This window comes from Chryseobacterium sp. KMC2 (genome assembly GCF_016756935.1).
GTDB classification, from domain to species: domain Bacteria; phylum Bacteroidota; class Bacteroidia; order Flavobacteriales; family Weeksellaceae; genus Chryseobacterium; species Chryseobacterium rhizosphaerae.
Genome location: NZ_JAESIT010000014.1, coordinates 133,150 through 148,539, shown reverse-complemented (window position 1 = coordinate 148,539; position 15,390 = coordinate 133,150). Strand labels below are relative to the sequence as shown.

General features: G+C 34.0%; 14 protein-coding genes and 1 tRNA gene. 8 read left to right on the top strand and 7 right to left on the bottom strand.

Annotated elements, in window-relative coordinates; all coding sequences use genetic code 11:
* The 3 genes from JML65_RS23900 to JML65_RS16800 form a co-directional block, all read left to right on the top strand.
* Window positions 1-182: hypothetical protein (locus tag JML65_RS23900; protein ID WP_237390918.1), on the top strand; the 182-nt coding region annotated here is incomplete at its 5' end.
* A 261-nt stretch (window positions 183-443) separates the two neighbouring features.
* Complete coding sequence (locus tag JML65_RS16805) at window positions 444-875, top strand: hypothetical protein (RefSeq protein WP_202271500.1); 432 nt, start codon at window positions 444-446, stop codon at window positions 873-875.
* Window positions 876-955: 80 nt separating this feature from the next.
* Complete coding sequence (locus JML65_RS16800; RefSeq protein ID WP_202271499.1) at window positions 956-1,504, top strand: hypothetical protein; 549 nt, start codon at window positions 956-958, stop codon at window positions 1,502-1,504.
* Window positions 1,505-1,812: 308 nt separating this feature from the next.
* Here the strand turns inward: JML65_RS16800 and JML65_RS16795 are convergent, their stop codons facing one another.
* Window positions 1,813-1,953 (bottom strand): hypothetical protein, encoded by a 141-nt coding sequence (locus tag JML65_RS16795; RefSeq protein ID WP_202271498.1) that lies wholly within the window; start codon window positions 1,951-1,953, stop codon window positions 1,813-1,815.
* Between the two features lie 354 nt (window positions 1,954-2,307).
* Between JML65_RS16795 and JML65_RS16790 the strand changes: the two genes are divergently transcribed.
* The 3 genes from JML65_RS16790 (at window position 2,308) to JML65_RS16780 (ending at window position 4,669) form a co-directional block, all read left to right on the top strand.
* Window positions 2,308-3,297: a hypothetical protein gene (locus tag JML65_RS16790; protein ID WP_202271497.1), complete on the top strand. Its 990-nt coding sequence runs from the start codon at window positions 2,308-2,310 to the stop codon at window positions 3,295-3,297.
* A gap of 110 nt (window positions 3,298-3,407) precedes the next feature.
* On the top strand, window positions 3,408-3,782 hold the full coding sequence (locus tag JML65_RS16785; protein ID WP_202271496.1) for a hypothetical protein: 375 nt from the start codon (window positions 3,408-3,410) through the stop codon (window positions 3,780-3,782).
* Between the two features lie 815 nt (window positions 3,783-4,597).
* Window positions 4,598-4,669: transfer RNA gene (locus JML65_RS16780), tRNA-Arg, on the top strand.
* A gap of 152 nt (window positions 4,670-4,821) precedes the next feature.
* On the opposite strand, the gene uvrA is transcribed toward JML65_RS16780, so the two are convergent.
* Window positions 4,822-7,614 carry an excinuclease ABC subunit UvrA gene (gene uvrA, locus JML65_RS16775; protein WP_202271503.1) on the bottom strand — a complete coding sequence of 931 codons (2,793 nt, stop codon included), beginning with the start codon at window positions 7,612-7,614 and terminating at the stop codon, window positions 4,822-4,824.
* Between the two features lie 650 nt (window positions 7,615-8,264).
* On the opposite strand from uvrA, the gene JML65_RS16770 reads away from it, so the two are divergent.
* Complete coding sequence (locus JML65_RS16770; RefSeq protein ID WP_202271495.1) at window positions 8,265-10,076, top strand: TonB-dependent receptor plug domain-containing protein; 1,812 nt, start codon at window positions 8,265-8,267, stop codon at window positions 10,074-10,076.
* A gap of 72 nt (window positions 10,077-10,148) precedes the next feature.
* Window positions 10,149-10,865, top strand: coding sequence for a DUF2490 domain-containing protein (locus JML65_RS16765; RefSeq protein ID WP_202271494.1), 717 nt, complete (start codon window positions 10,149-10,151; stop codon window positions 10,863-10,865).
* On the opposite strand, the gene JML65_RS16760 is transcribed toward JML65_RS16765, so the two are convergent.
* From JML65_RS16760 to JML65_RS16740, 5 genes are all read right to left on the bottom strand, one after another.
* A complete protein-coding gene (locus JML65_RS16760; protein WP_047496311.1) occupies window positions 10,862-11,308 on the bottom strand; it encodes a phosphohydrolase in 447 nt (148 codons plus the stop codon). The genes JML65_RS16765 and JML65_RS16760 overlap by 4 nt on opposite strands.
* 80 nt (window positions 11,309-11,388) lie before the next feature.
* A complete protein-coding gene (locus tag JML65_RS16755; protein ID WP_202271493.1) occupies window positions 11,389-11,724 on the bottom strand; it encodes a YegP family protein in 336 nt (111 codons plus the stop codon).
* A gap of 157 nt (window positions 11,725-11,881) precedes the next feature.
* On the bottom strand, window positions 11,882-13,657 hold the full coding sequence (locus tag JML65_RS16750; protein WP_202271492.1) for an acyl-CoA dehydrogenase family protein: 1,776 nt from the start codon (window positions 13,655-13,657) through the stop codon (window positions 11,882-11,884).
* Window positions 13,658-13,773: 116 nt separating this feature from the next.
* Entirely contained in the window at window positions 13,774-14,952 is a 1,179-nt protein-coding gene (locus tag JML65_RS16745) for a thiolase family protein (RefSeq protein ID WP_047496036.1), read from the bottom strand.
* A 50-nt stretch (window positions 14,953-15,002) separates the two neighbouring features.
* Window positions 15,003-15,341 (bottom strand): four helix bundle protein, encoded by a 339-nt coding sequence (locus tag JML65_RS16740; RefSeq protein WP_317194083.1) that lies wholly within the window; start codon window positions 15,339-15,341, stop codon window positions 15,003-15,005.
* Window positions 15,342-15,390 lie beyond the last annotated feature (49 nt).

Here is a 15,390-nt window from a genome sequence, read left to right as displayed (position 1 = left end):
ATATAGAATTACGGGGTAATAATACCTTTTTACAATTGAAGTCAAGTTCGAAAATAGGCGAGAAATTTTGGACTCCAATAGCAACTCCTAACTTTGATAAAAATATGGATGAAAATAGGGTAGAGAGATTTATAAATAATGAAAATTTACCTGAAAACTTATTAAAGATATTTCACAATTAGTGATGTTTGAATTGTATTGCTCGTGCAATGTAAGGTCCTGCATTGATAAAAGATAAGCCACCACAATTGTAATGGCTTATTTTTTATCTAAAATCAATGCTACATTATTTAAAAAGTAGGCCCACCAGGAATCGAACCTGGATCTAAATCACTGATTCGAAAAAACAACATAATTATTCATAATAACCCAGAAGTGAAAAAAAGGACGGAATTGAATAATCAAGCAAGACAACAACAGAATAAAATACAAAAGGTAGGACTATGAGAATAAAAATATTAATATGTATACTAGGTATTTTATTAATATCTTGTAATACTGATTCTTCTGCTAATAGAAAAATGAAGAATACAGTTATAAGCTTTCTAGATGGCATAGAGAAAAGAAATACAAATCAATGTAGAGATTTAATTCATAATGAGCATGAATATTATGGGAGTATTCGTATGCAGGTGTATTTTTTAAATAAAAACTATCGAAAGATTAACTCTTATGTAGATTTGAAAAAAAATATTAATATTAAGGATACAATTTATTTGGGTGCTAAAATGAATTATGTTCAATATTATATAAAGAATGATAATCTCAAAAAAGTTCAAAAACCACTTGTTATTACATTTATTTTTTATAATAAAGTTGGATATGATAAAATTTTCAATTCATTTTTTGTAGAAAATATGTTAGAATGGGAGTGAAAATAAGATCGTTGTTTAGTATTACGTTCCCTTATATTTATAATATTAAGGTTTTTTTGATGTAAGAAGATAAAATAATAATGAAAATTAAAGTACTTAAAATTTCAATGCTTTTTTTATTGTTGAGTATACTAAACGGTTGTAAAATCACTTCAAGATATGAATTAGCATATAATGTTATTAGTAAAGATTTTTTTGGAAAAGAAACTTCTACTAAGCAATTTGGCAAAGATGTTTCCGGTGTATATGTTTTTGATTCTATATATGCATATCCACAAAGAAAATTAACTAATGATGAATCTATTATTTTTAAAAAAGGGATGAAGGTTATTGGTGTAAGTAAAGTTTTAAAAAAAATGGAGAAGGATTATTATAATAAAAATTGGCTGACTATAGGGGATTTAAAAAGGATATACGGGGATCATGTTTTATATGAAGCAACTCCTAATGGTCCCTTAAGTGCTGCTGTGTTTTCAGAAATTAAAGACGATCAATTACGAATAGATGTTATTCCTTTTTTTATAAAAACTCCTAAATATTGTGGTTCTGTAAACAAATACTATTTTAAGTTTTCCGGAAAAAAAATAATAGAAAATAAGAAATGGGTTGATCATTATGAATGTTGGTAAAAACAATTTTATAAACTCTACCTCACTAATACGAGTGTCTCGTTTATGTCTTATGAACAAAATAAAAACCATTGCAAAATCGCAGTGGTTTTTATTTTATGGTTTATGAAAACTATTATATTTACAATACAAAGATCTCTTTAGAAACATTAAGGTAAGTTTTACAAAAGGTAGCGCAGGCGCTCTTGATCTCACAGATATTAATGATTATTAGTTATTTAAATAAAAACATGCGCAAATTCATGAAAATTTGCGCATATTTTAGTTTGTAAACTTGACAGGAATTTATTCAACTCCTTTTTAATTTTTTATGGCTCAAGTCCGGGACCACTACATGAGTTATAGGGAACGCATGTTAATTTATCATTGACAAAACATAGCCTGGTACAATCTGCACCTCCGACAATTGTTTTTAATGCTGCTTTTTCAATTCTTTTTAAATTTTTCATATTAAAAATATTTTATGTTGTGGAACAAATTTCAAAAATAATTATTACATACTAGTTAAAATTAATAAATTTTAACTTTCAAAAATTATATATTATTTTCATTACTGTCTGATAAACAAGACTCCAAATTACAGCTTCTTCAGATTAACAACAAATAAAGGTGCAGGTTGACTATTACTACTTGGCTTAACACTACATTTTTTTATTAAAGTATAAAATAATTGTCCACCACAAGTTATACACTTACAATTTTTATCGGGGTTATCATTTTAATTGTACTTTTGTGCGCCGAAAATACTCGTTTTCATTACTTGAAAACGTCTATAAGCATGAGAACCTTATATAAAAAAAACTATGACCAGAAAATTATCCCTATTACCATTTTTTATTTTAATCTGTAGTTCTACTTTTTCCCAGGAAAAATATGAAGACAGTATTAAAAACATTATTAAAAAGGACTTTGTCAACATTAAGACAACAGACTTTAAAAATTTAGTTCCCTATGAAACTGAAAAAGGGATGGGGTATTTAAACTCAAAAAACAATAAAATAGTTGTTTTGCCTAACTATTACCAATTAGATTTTGCCAAACCAAATTTAAGAGGGAACTATAATAATATTGCCTATTTTGAAATAAATAGCAACACAAAGGAGATGGAGGTGTCTTTGCAAAACTGGGAAATTTTTGAAAATTCGTCAACAAAAAATCCTATAAGAAAAGAGTATTCAAAAGGATTTTATGTTGTTAATAATGCTATTTTTTCTTTTTCAGGCACTTATACTTATTGTCCACAATTATTCAAATACAAGAATGAGGATTTTGCTATCGCTATTAAAGAAAATAGATATGCCGTTATAAAACCAAGTGGTGAAACTTTAAGAAATCTAGATTTTGATTATTCACATTTAGACCTAGTTTATGTAGGAAATGATAAGATTTGGTTCAAGTACAAAACTACGGAAGGAGAACAGGGGGTCATAGATATGAGTGGAGAAAAAAAACTCATAAATGATATAATCAGTAATAGTAGAAGTCAGACAGAGGGTTATTTCGCTTTTATTGATTCTGAGCATTCCATAAAAAGGAAATACTATGGTTATTCCATAGAATCAAATGATGAATTGTATGGAGTGTTAGATTTGTTAACAATGAATTGGTTAATCAGACCACAGAAAATCTTTAAAATTGAGGAAATTAACTACAGTACGGATAAGAATCTGGGGGAAGGGTATAATGTAGAAGATAGGAAAAACTTAAAATTTTATTTCTTGGTTCGCGAAGGAGAAAAAGAAGCATCATATTACATTGACAACAAATTAAAAAAATTTATACCTAAAAGATAAATACTCTTGAATCTTTCTAGTATCGTATATTTTTTTGATATAGTCTGTAACAAGAATAAACCCTAGCTATGCAAAGTCTCCTGGCTTTGAATTCATGAAAATAAAAGCCATTGCAATTTGCGCTGGCTTTTAATGACATACACACAATGATATTTAAGCCTTTAAATCTAAGTGGAGTTTATTTAAGTAAAATTCCAACTAAAAAAATAATTATACTTTTGAAGTTAGAAGAGCTGTTAAGATGTAAACATAAGGATTTTCCCATCTTTTATTTTACAGATGCTACTACTAAAGAAAGCGATTATGGAAAAAAAATTTTAAATAGATTATTACAGCCTTCAAATTATAGTATTGATAATTTTGAAGTAAAAAATCAATCAGTTGTATATGGAGAGTATACTTATTTTAAAAATGGAAAATTTATTAAAAATAAAGATCAAATAAGTGCGTTTTTTGAAAAGTGTAAAGATTCATCAAAACCTTAATGTAATATAAAGAGCTACCATTTCTTTCCTAAAATCAGCATTTTAATTACTAATATAATAGGAAGTACCTGCAAGAGGTGGGTAAACCTTTATCTAAAGATAAATATAAAAATTATTAATGGGTATCTTTGAATACATCTTTCAACAAATAATTATCAATCTGATTGGTAATAGTGTATATTATATATTACGCAAATTAATAGGAGATAGAAGAAGCTATAAAGAAATACAGGATCAAACAGAGGGGTATATAAAATTTCTTACAGGTCTTATATTTATTTTTATCATTATAGTTTTAATGAAAAAGTTTGTACGATAAAATGGGAGGGTTTCCTTTGCTATCAGCTTAGAAAATGTTTTTACTCCTTTATGGCTTATAATGATGGAGTTTGATACAATTTAAAAGAATGGCTGTTGGCTTTATGAGTGGCAGTATCATATAGCTTATAATTATTAAACTACACTTATCCACAAAAAAATGTGGATAACTTGTTAATTTTAACATTAAATTAATATTTCGTATTAGAATTATTTGTACATTTACTATGTAATAATAATCGAAGTGGAAACTTTTTTTGCTTTTCTTACCCTTGAAATTGCAATTAAATTTGAAATAAAAATTTAAGCACAGCATTGTCGGCTGTGCTTTTTTATTGTTGTCTAATTAAAAAAAATGAGATGTATTATCTACTGAATCCGCTCCTAAAGAGCGGGTTCTTTTATTTTTTGATGAATGAACTACTATTGATCTCTCATTTTGCCACCTTCAAATTTTCAAAATTGGTTTAAATAATATGTAACTTTACGATTCAAGAGGCCTCATAGTTCAATGGATAGAATAGAAGTTTCCTAAACTTTAGATCCAGGTTCGATTCCTGGTGGGGCTATTTTTAAAATAGGTAGAAGCCTGTCTTATACTATATGTCGTGTACTGTTGAAGAATTCTTTATTATCTGATACAAGGCTATTTTAGTATCCTTGCTAACCGATGTACTTTAAGATAAAAAAACAGAGAGCTCATTGGCTCTCTGTTTTATAGTTAGTTTTCAAGTTTTTCCTTGATGTATTTTGCGGTATAAGACTTCTTGTTTTTTGCCAGATCTTCCGGGGTTCCGGCGAATACTACTTCACCACCATGTTTTCCGGCTTCAGGGCCGATATCGATAATATGGTCTGCACATTTGATAATATCCGGCTGGTGCTCAATAACGATCACAGAATGGCCAAGATCAATCAGTGCCTGCAGGGATTTCAACAGTTTCTGAATATCATGGAAATGAAGCCCAGTAGAAGGCTCATCAAAAATAAACAGGGTTTTATCTGTTGTAACGCCTTTAACAAGGAATGATGCCAGTTTTACACGCTGTGCTTCACCACCGGAAAGGGTAGAAGAGCTCTGTCCCAGCTGCAGATAGCCCAGCCCAACTTCCTGTAAAGGTCTTAGCTTGGTAACAATCTTTTCTTCATTATTATCTTTAAAGAATTCCAGGGACTCATCTACGGTCATATGAAGGATATCGGAAATATTCTTTTCATCAAACCTTACTTCAAGGATCTCGTTTTTGAAACGCGTTCCTTTGCAAACTTCACATTCCAGTTCTATATCAGCCATAAACTGCATAGAAACATTGATCACCCCTTCACCTTTACATTCGTCGCATCTTCCGCCATCTACGTTGAATGAGAAGTGTTTAGGTTTGTAACCCATCATTTTAGATATTTTCTGCTTGGCAAACAGATCACGGATGTCATCGTATGCTTTCAGATAGGTTACAGGGTTGGAACGGGAAGACTTTCCGATCGGGTTTTGGTCGATCAGTTCAATATTTTTAATCAGTTTTTTAGGGAATTCCACAGAATCATAATCGCCTTTTTTACCCCCCATTCCTAATTGGATCTGGATATCATTGGTGAGGATTTCTTTCATTAGCGTAGACTTTCCGCTTCCTGAAACTCCGGAGATCACCACCAGGCTTTCCAAAGGAATATCTACATCAATATTTTTAAGGTTATTCTGACGGGCTCCCTTGATATGAATCCATTCTTTCCCTTTTCTGCGTTTTGTCGGAACTTCAATTTTCAGTCTTCCGGTAAGGTATTTTGAAGTAAGCGTATCTGCATCTTTCAGGTCTTTGTAATTACCGGCAAATACCAGTTCTCCACCAAGATAACCCGCTTCCGGACCAATATCTATAATGTAATCGGCGGTTCTCATTACATCTTCATCATGCTCTACCACAATAACCGTATTTCCTAAGTCACGAAGGTTTTTCAAGACTTCGATCAGGTTTTCCGTATCCTTTGAATGCAGACCGATAGAAGGTTCATCCAGGATATAGATAGATCCTACTAAAGAACTTCCTAAGCTTGTTGCCAGATTAATTCTCTGACTTTCACCACCGGAAAGTGTATTGGAGGTTCTGTTTAACGTTAAATATCCTAAACCAACCTTTAATAAAAATTCCAGGCGGGTTGTAATTTCATATAACAGTCTTTTTGCTACTTCCTGGTCATGCTCAGACAGCTGTAATCCATTAATTAAAGGAGCCAGCTCATCCAAAGGAAGCTCAATCATCGATTGGATGTTGTGCCCGTCTACTTTTACCCAACTGGTTTCCTCACGAAGCCTTAAGCCCTCACAGGTATGGCATAATGTTTTTCCTCTGTAGCGGGAAAGCATCACACGGTACTGGATTTTATATAGGTTTTCCTCAAGCATCTTGAAGAAATTATTAATAGAAGGGAAACTATTACTTCCGTCACCTTTCCAAAGGAAGTTTTTCTGTTCCTTTGTTAACTGATGATAAGGTTTATGAATAGGGAAGTCGCCTGCCTTTTTGATAAAATCTTTTTTCCATTCGCTCATGGTTTCCCCTCTCCAGCATACTACGGCATCTTCATAGATAGATAAGGTTTTATTGGGTACCACAAGATCGTCATCAATTCCGATAACTTTTCCATAGCCTTCACAAGCCGGACATGCCCCATAAGGATTATTGAAGCTGAAAAAATGAACATTGGGTTCCAGAAATTCTATCCCATCCAGTTCAAACTTATTGGAGAATTCTTTTACTGCTCCCGTGTCCGGATTTTTCAGTGCACAATATCCGCGGCCTTCATAAAAAGCCATCTGAATAGAGTCTGCAAGCCGTTGTAAGAAACTTTCATCTTCTTCATAAGAAAAACGGTCAATCACAAGATTGATGATCATTCCTTTTTCAGGGACAAACCCGAAACTCTCCAAATCTTCTATTCCTGCTACATTTCCATTTATTTCAAGTCTTGTGAACCCTGCCAGCTTTAAAATATTCAGTGTTTCCTTAAAATTATCAGCATCATATTCCAGAGGTGCAGTTAATAAAAAAGGAGTGTCTTTTTTTGATGCTTTAATAAAATCGACCACATCAGAAACCGAATCTTTTTTCACTTCCTCTCCGGAAACAGGAGAAAAAGTTTTTCCGATTCTGGCAAACAGAAGTTTCATATAATCATAGATCTCAGTGGATGTTCCTACTGTAGACCGTGGATTGGAAGAAATTACTTTCTGCTGGATGGCAATAGAAGGGGCCAGTCCTTTAATATCATCAATTTTAGGTTTTTCCAGTTTCCCTAAAAACTGTCGTGCATAAGAACTTAAACTTTCTACATACCTTCTCTGTCCTTCTGCATAAATCGTATCAAAAGCCAAAGATGATTTACCGCTTCCCGAAACTCCTGTAATCACGATCAGTTTGTTTTTAGGAATCAGAACATCTATATGTTTCAGATTGTTAAGATGTGCATTCTTAACGAAAATCTGTTTTTTTATATCTATTTCTGTTGTACTAGCCATATTCTGTTTATTCATAAAAGTAACTGTACAGTATTTAATCTGCCAGTAATGGTGTTTTGCCCCCGGAATATTCCGGAACAGTCATCAATTGAACTTTTAAATTCATTCGTACATTCTCCTGATATTAAACTGCATTATGGATGAAATGCTGTTAGAAAATACAGTTGAAAAGAATGTCTTCTCCTGAAAAATTAAGACCCACAAAATTACGAATTTTTAGTGAAAATTCGATGCTTGTCTTGTTTTCAAAATAAATAGCAAAATAAGTGAAAAAAGACATCTGAAAACCAAATAATGCGCTGATAAAAAGGAAAATAGAACATTTTTGAGTGGAGTTATTCTTTTCGGATATTTATTTTTCATTGTATTTTAAGGAATTTTATGATTTTAATTATGTTTTTTTACACAACTATTGTTTTATGTTTAAAAATTATTTAAAATTGTATTCATAAATATGTAATATAGAGATGAGGAAATTATTCAGAGATCTGGTTACACATTTAATGAGAAAAAGATAGAAAAAATTACTCCCTCAAACAAAAGATGCAGCACCCCATGCTGCATCTTTTTTTATGACAAGTATCATTTGCCTGTATTGATGAACTCCCTTACTTTTGGAATCTGTTATAAAAGAAAACTACGGATACGTTATGATCAAAAAGATAGGAAGTGCTTTTTTTCTGGGATCGCTGCTTTGGGTACAGGCACAGGAAAAGACGACAGATATTGAAAGCATTGAATTTCAGGGGAAATTTATCTCTACACCTTATAAAAGTGCCAATCAGAATATCAGTGTCATCACAAAAGAAGATATTGCCCATTCTCCGGCCAGAAGTATTGATGAAATTCTTCAGCAGGTTTCAGGTATGGATATCAGAAGGAGGGGAGCCAACGGGGTGCAGAGTGATATCGGCTTTCGTGGTAGTTCTTTTGAACAGGTCTTATTATTGCTGAATGGGATCAGAATGAATGATTCCCAAACCGGGCACAACAACATGAATATTCCGGTAGATTTAGCAGATGTAGAAAAAATAGAAGTTATCAAAGGTCCCGCTGCCAGACGATTTGGTCAGAATGCTTATGCAGGGGTGATCAATATTATCACTAAAGTAAATCCCGGAAAGCGGGTGAAAATAAGTGCTGATGGTGGAGATTATGAAACATATGGTCTCGGTTTCAATGCGCAGTTGGGAAATGAAAAGTTTTCAAGCGCGCTTCAGGCTAATTCAGCTTCTTCCCAAGGATATATGTACAATACTGATTATGAAATCAGGAATGTATTTTATCAGGGCCGGATGGGGATTAAAAACGGAGATCTTAAACTTCAGGCAGGTTTTTCTGAGAAGAAATTCGGAGCCAATGGATTTTATGCTTCTAAAAGTGCTACAGAACAGTATGAGGAAACCCAGGCATCCATTGTAAGTTTGGCCCATCAGCAAACTTTCGGAAAGCTGAAGCTTAATTCTAATGTATATTGGAGAAGAGGGCAGGATATGTACCTTTATAACAGACAGAATCCTTCTTTTTACAGGAATATGCATATTGGAAATAATGTAGGGGGAGAAGTGAATTCCAGTTATCAGTGGGGGCTGGGAACAACCGGAGTAGGTGTAGAACTGAGGAAAGAATTTTTGGTAAGCAGTAATTTGGGTAACCCCAACCGTTTTGTGTCCCAGGTTTTCTTTGAACATCATTTTTCATTGCTCGATAAAAAGCTGAATATCAGTCCGGGAATTTCATGGGCCAATTACTCCAAAGAAGGCAATTTTTTCTATCCGGGACTTGATGTAGGCTATAATTTCAATGCGAATAATAAAATCTACGGAAATATTGCAAAAGTACACCGTATTCCGACATTTACTGAGCTTTATTATGTAAGCCCAACCGAACATGGTAATGTCAATTTGCAGCCTGAAAATGCCATTTCATCAGAAGTTGGATATCAGTTTCAAAACAGCAGGATTCTTGCAAAAATCAGTGGATTTATGAGGAATTCCGATAATTCTATAGACTGGGTGAAAAATAATTTCAACGATAAGGTTTGGTATGCCCAAAATGTTGGTGAAATTAAAATAAAAGGAATAGAAGCTGAAGTGAATCACAAAGTAAATGATTGGTTGAGATATTCTGTAGGATATACTTTCCTGGATAGTAAATACAAAGAGAATAATGAGTTTGTTTCAAGATACATTCTTGATAATCTGAAACATCAGGTGGTAGCCAGATTAGAGACAAAATTCCTTAAAAATTTCACCAATGAACTGGTTTACAGATATAATGAAAGAGTGAGTCTGGGAACATATAACTTGTTGGATGCCAAATTAAACTTTACCCAAAAAGACTTTTCCGTCTACGTTCTGGTCAATAATATCACCAATACAAAATATACAGAAGCTTTTGGAGTAGATATGCCTCAAAGATGGTTCCATATTGGGTTTTCTTACACTATTAATATTAAGTAGCTGTTAATCTAATATGAATTAAAGTTAATATTAACAAATTGTTAAAAAATATACATTTGCAAAAATTTTTTTATGAAACTTTTTTTAAGTCTAAGTCTACTTTTAAGTATTACATTATATAAAGCCCAGGAGCATCTTTCCAGCTTCAATGCTGTGACTTTAACCTACAAGTTTCATCCCAAATTTTTCATATATGCAGAAGGGCAGCTTCGTGGTAACGAAGATTATACTTACCCCGATTATTACGAAATAAAAGGTGGACTAGGGTATAACCTTACCAAGAATCATAAACCTTTTGTAGGACTTGGAAGATATGTCAATTATAAAGACCATAGCTTAAGCAGAGAAGAATTCAGGGTATGGCTTCAGGATGTAATCGACTTAAAAAAAGGTATCGTAAAATTTGAAAACCGTTTTCGTGTAGAAAAAAGCTGGTTTTATGAACCGCAGATCGATAAAACCTCTCAAAGGATGCGTTACCGCTACCGTTTGAATGTCAGCGTCCCTTTAAATGCTAAAACAATAAAGAAAGGAACTATTTTTGCCAATGCCTATGACGAAATTTTCCTTGTATCACCTATGAAGCCTACTTTCGCCAGAAATAGGGTATATGGCGGTTTCGGCTATCAGATCGATGAATACTTTGGAATTCTAACCGGGTATCTTTGGCAGCGTGAATTTGAAGCTAAAGGAAATAAAAACTTACACTTCATCTACCTTGCCCTGAATATCAATATTGACGGTACGGATCATCACGTGAAGACTTACGATTTCCCGGGTGCCGATTAATACTTGTCTATCAGATAATGATAGGCTTTAAGGTATTTATTAAACCTTTTGATATCTTTAGGGCTAAGTTCCCTGTTTACTCTTCTAAGGTCCATATTGTCCCGAAGGTCATTTAATTTTACTGCAACAGCCAGCGGTGATCTTTCGGTTCTTTTTACAAATTCGTCGTAATCTTCTTCCGGATCAAACTTGGTAAGACAGCTGATCGCGAAAATGATATATTCCGGGAAACCTTCGGTTCTTAAATAATCCAGGCTGAACTCCAGTGGATGATCTTCTACAACGTCATGCAGTACACCCACTATTTTTTCATCCAGTGTTTTGCCATATTCCATGACACGCATCACATGAGCAATATAGGGAGCATGGTACTTATCAGTTTGCCCTTTGTGTGCTTTGCTTGCTATTTTGATAGCTTTATGTAATAAATCTTCTTTTGTCATTTTTCTGAAAAAATAGAATACAAAAATAAAAAATGCCTTAAAAAGATAAGACATTTTGTTGAGAATATTTCAGATGTTTTTTACAAATTTGTTTCATCATCCAAAGAGGCATGTGGAGCATTGTTTTTTACGGATTCTATTCCGTTTTCCATGCCGTTTTCAGATTCGTACATCTGGCTTGATCCTATGATCTGTCCGTTTCCAGCTTTAAGATTAAAATAACATCTGTCATCTTTAGCCTTATTTCTTTCATACTTTGTATCATCCTGAGAATTGGTTCTCACAGATTCTACTCCGTTTTCACAGGAAGATTTTGAGCTGTATCCCTGGCTTGTTAAGATTACCTGTCCGTTTCCTGCTTTAAGGTTAAATTGAAATTCACCGTTTGTTCTTTTTGAAATAACGAATTTTCCCATAAGTATTTATTTTAAGGTATTAGTTTATAAATAAAATTAGGAAAAAATATTGAATTCCAAAACTTTTTAAGATTCTATTGATATTTTATAATTTGTATATAAACATAAAAAACGCCCCAAAATGGGACGTTTTGAATCAAATTTATGTTATAAAAGACTAATAAGCTCCTTTTTCAATGTAATGAGCCGCTACTTTTTCAGTTAAGGCCACTACATTTGGATGATTAGCATATTTTGTAAATCTTCTTAATCCTGAAAGCATCATTCTCTGCTCATCACCTTCAGCAAAAGAAATAATTCCTTCTTTAGCGGCTACGATGATCTTCTCAACGGCCTTGTAAAGGTTCAGCTGAGCCATTGCAGCTTCTACAGAGTCAGGAGAGAAGTGTTTCTCAGCTCTTAATATAGCAGATTCTGCCATGTAGATCTGGTTAAGGATCTCAGAAGCGTTTAATAATAAATGCTGTTGTTTTTCAATATCCATCATATATTTCTGAAGAGCAGCTCCGGAAACCATTAGGAAAACTTTCTTAAGGTTCGCGATAATTGCTTTTTCCTCACTCATAAATTCTGAATAATCAGGAACTTCAAATGAAGGGATTCCCATCAACTCCTTGCTGATTGCCATTGCAGGAGATAAAAGGTCTAATTCACCTTTCATTGCTCTTTTAATAAGCATTCCTACTGCTAACAATCTGTTGATTTCGTTCGTTCCTTCATAGATTCTTGAAATTCTTGAATCTCTCCATGCAGATTCCATTGGAGTGTCTTCAGAGAATCCCATTCCTCCGTACACCTGGATTCCTTCATCCGCAGTATGCTGTGCAAGGTCAGAAACGAATACTTTAAGGATTGAACATTCTACAGCGAATTCTTCAACACCCTTCAGCTCAGCTGCCTGATGATCCATTCCGCCAGCAACCAATTCGTCAATTTTATCCTGAATATCCTTTGCTCCTCTGTAAGAACCGGCCTCACTTACGAATACACCGGTAGCCATTTCTGCAATTTTCTTTCTGATCGCTCCGAAAGTTGAAATAGAAACTCCAAACTGCTTTCTCTCGTTAGAATATTGGATAGAATGGTTTAAAATTCTTCTCTGTGCATCTAAACAAGCTGCCGCTAATTTGATACGGCCAACGTTAAGCGCATTTAAAGCAATTTTAAAACCGTTGTTTCTTTCTCCTAAAAGATTTTCTACAGGAATTTTCATATCATTGAAGAATACCTGACGGGTAGAAGAGGCACGAATACCTAGTTTATGTTCTTCTTCACCGAAAGTTAAGCTTTCAGGATTCTCAAGTTCAGAACGGTTGATTACAAAACCTGTGATATTTTTATCATCATCAATTTTAGCGAATAATGTGAATGTATCTGCAAATCCTGCATTGGAGATCCACATTTTCTGACCATTGATGATATAGTGTTTTCCGTCTTCGGAAAGTTTAGCTCTTGTTTTTCCTGAGTTGGCATCAGAACCAGCATCCGGCTCTGTTAAACAGTAAGCTCCGAATTTTGTTCCTGTTGCCAGGTCCGGAAGGTATTTTTTCTTTTGCTCTTCAGTTCCGTAAAGAACGATAGGAAGTGTTCCAATACCCGTATGAGCACCGTAAGCTGTCGCTAATGATCCTGTAGTTCCGGAAAGATAGTCGCAGGCAAGCATCGTGGTTACAAAACCCATTCCCAAACCTCCGTACTCTTCAGGAACAGCAATTCCCAACATTCCCATATCTCCAAGTTTACGCATTGTTTCCTCCGTAAACGCATAATCTTTCTTTTCAAAACGCTCTTTTTGAGGAACCACCTCTCTGTCAATAAATTCTTTTGCAGAATCACGAAGCATTTTTTGTTCTTCGTTCAGTTCTTCAATACTGAAAATTTCGTTTGCAGGAATTTGTTTAATTAGGAATTCCCCGCCTTTTAATGTAGCCATATTTGTTTTTTTTATTTTTTGTAAAAAGTATAATGTAAAATGTACATTGTACTTTTCTTAGGGTATTATTTTGTAAGTCTTATTACTTTATACATTATACAACTGACATTGTACAATTACAGCAATTCAAAAATTGAAGCAGCACCTTGCCCTGTTCCCACACACATAGAAACCATTCCGTATTTGTTGCCACGCTTTCTCATTTCGTCTAAAAGCTGAACGGTAAGCTTGGTTCCTGTACATCCCAGTGGATGCCCAAGAGCGATTGCCCCTCCGTTTACATTTAAAATATCAGGGTTTAGGCCCAGTTCTTTTTTAATAGCAACAGACTGAGAAGCGAAAGCTTCATTAAGTTCAATCAAGTCAATATCTTTTAATTCTAAACCTGCCTGTTTTAACGCTTTTGGAATCGCATAAATAGGTCCCATTCCCATGATTCTCGGTTCAAGTCCCGCAGCTGCATAAGCTACCAGTCTTGCTTCCGGTTCCAATCCTAGTTCCTTCACCATTTCTTCACTCATTACCATTACAAAAGCAGCTCCGTCACTCATCTGAGAAGAGTTTCCGGCAGTTACACTACCTCCGTTGGCAAATACAGGTCTTAATTTTGATAACCCTTCAAAAGAAGTGTCTTTTCTTGGACCTTCGTCTACAGAAAAATCGAACTTTTTAGTCTGCATTTTCTGATTTTCATCCAGGAAATTATATTCTACCGGGATCGGAACAATCTGATTGACAAATTTCCCTTCCTGATTAGCTTTTAAGGCTTTTACATGAGATTCAAAAGCAAACTGATCCTGCTCTTCTCTTGTGATATTATATTGCTTGGCTACTTCTTCAGCGGTGTAACCCATTCCCCAGTAGTAATCAGGGTTAGTCTTTGCAATATCCGTTTCAGGAACCGGTTTGTAACCTCCCATTGGAATATAAGACATAGATTCTGTACCCCCGGCAATAATACAATCAGCCATTCCTGCCTGAATTTTTGCTGAAGCAATAGCGATAGCCTCACTTCCTGAAGCACAGTATCTGTTAACCGTTACTCCCGGAACTTTGTCTGTATTTAACCCCATTAAAGAGATCAGACGTGCCACGTTAAGCCCTTGTTCAGCTTCCGGCATAGCATTCCCAACAATAAGGTCATCAATTCTGTTTTTATCTAATTGCGGAAGCTCAGCCATTAATTTTTCAATAACGGTAGCTGCCATGACGTCAGGTCTTGTGAATCTTAAACTTCCTTTTGGAGCTTTTCCAACGGCAGATCTAAAACCCTTTACTATATATGCTTGTTTCATTAGATTAGAGATTTTTAGACAAGAGATATGAGACTCTCTTGCCACTTAAATTATTTTTTATTAATATTTTCTTTAAAAACATAAATCATTTTCTGAATTTCATCCAGTTTGTGTAACAAGACTGTATTTATTTCTTGAGAAACAAAATCTAATCTTTCACACAAAATTAATTGAGTCTGAAGTTCATAAGAGGAGCCATATGCAACATTTAAAAAATAGTAAAATTCCTTTTCTCTCTCTCTTCCTGCACCTTCTGCAATATTGGAAGATATTGAAACGACTGATCTTTTTATCTGTGATGACAGTCCATATTTTTCGTCATTAGGCATATTTTCCAATGCTTTGTATACATCAACGCATAGATCAATTGAATCAGTCCAGATTTTCAATTTTTTTATATTATGCATAACAATTGCTCCGATTTATTTTTCGTTATCT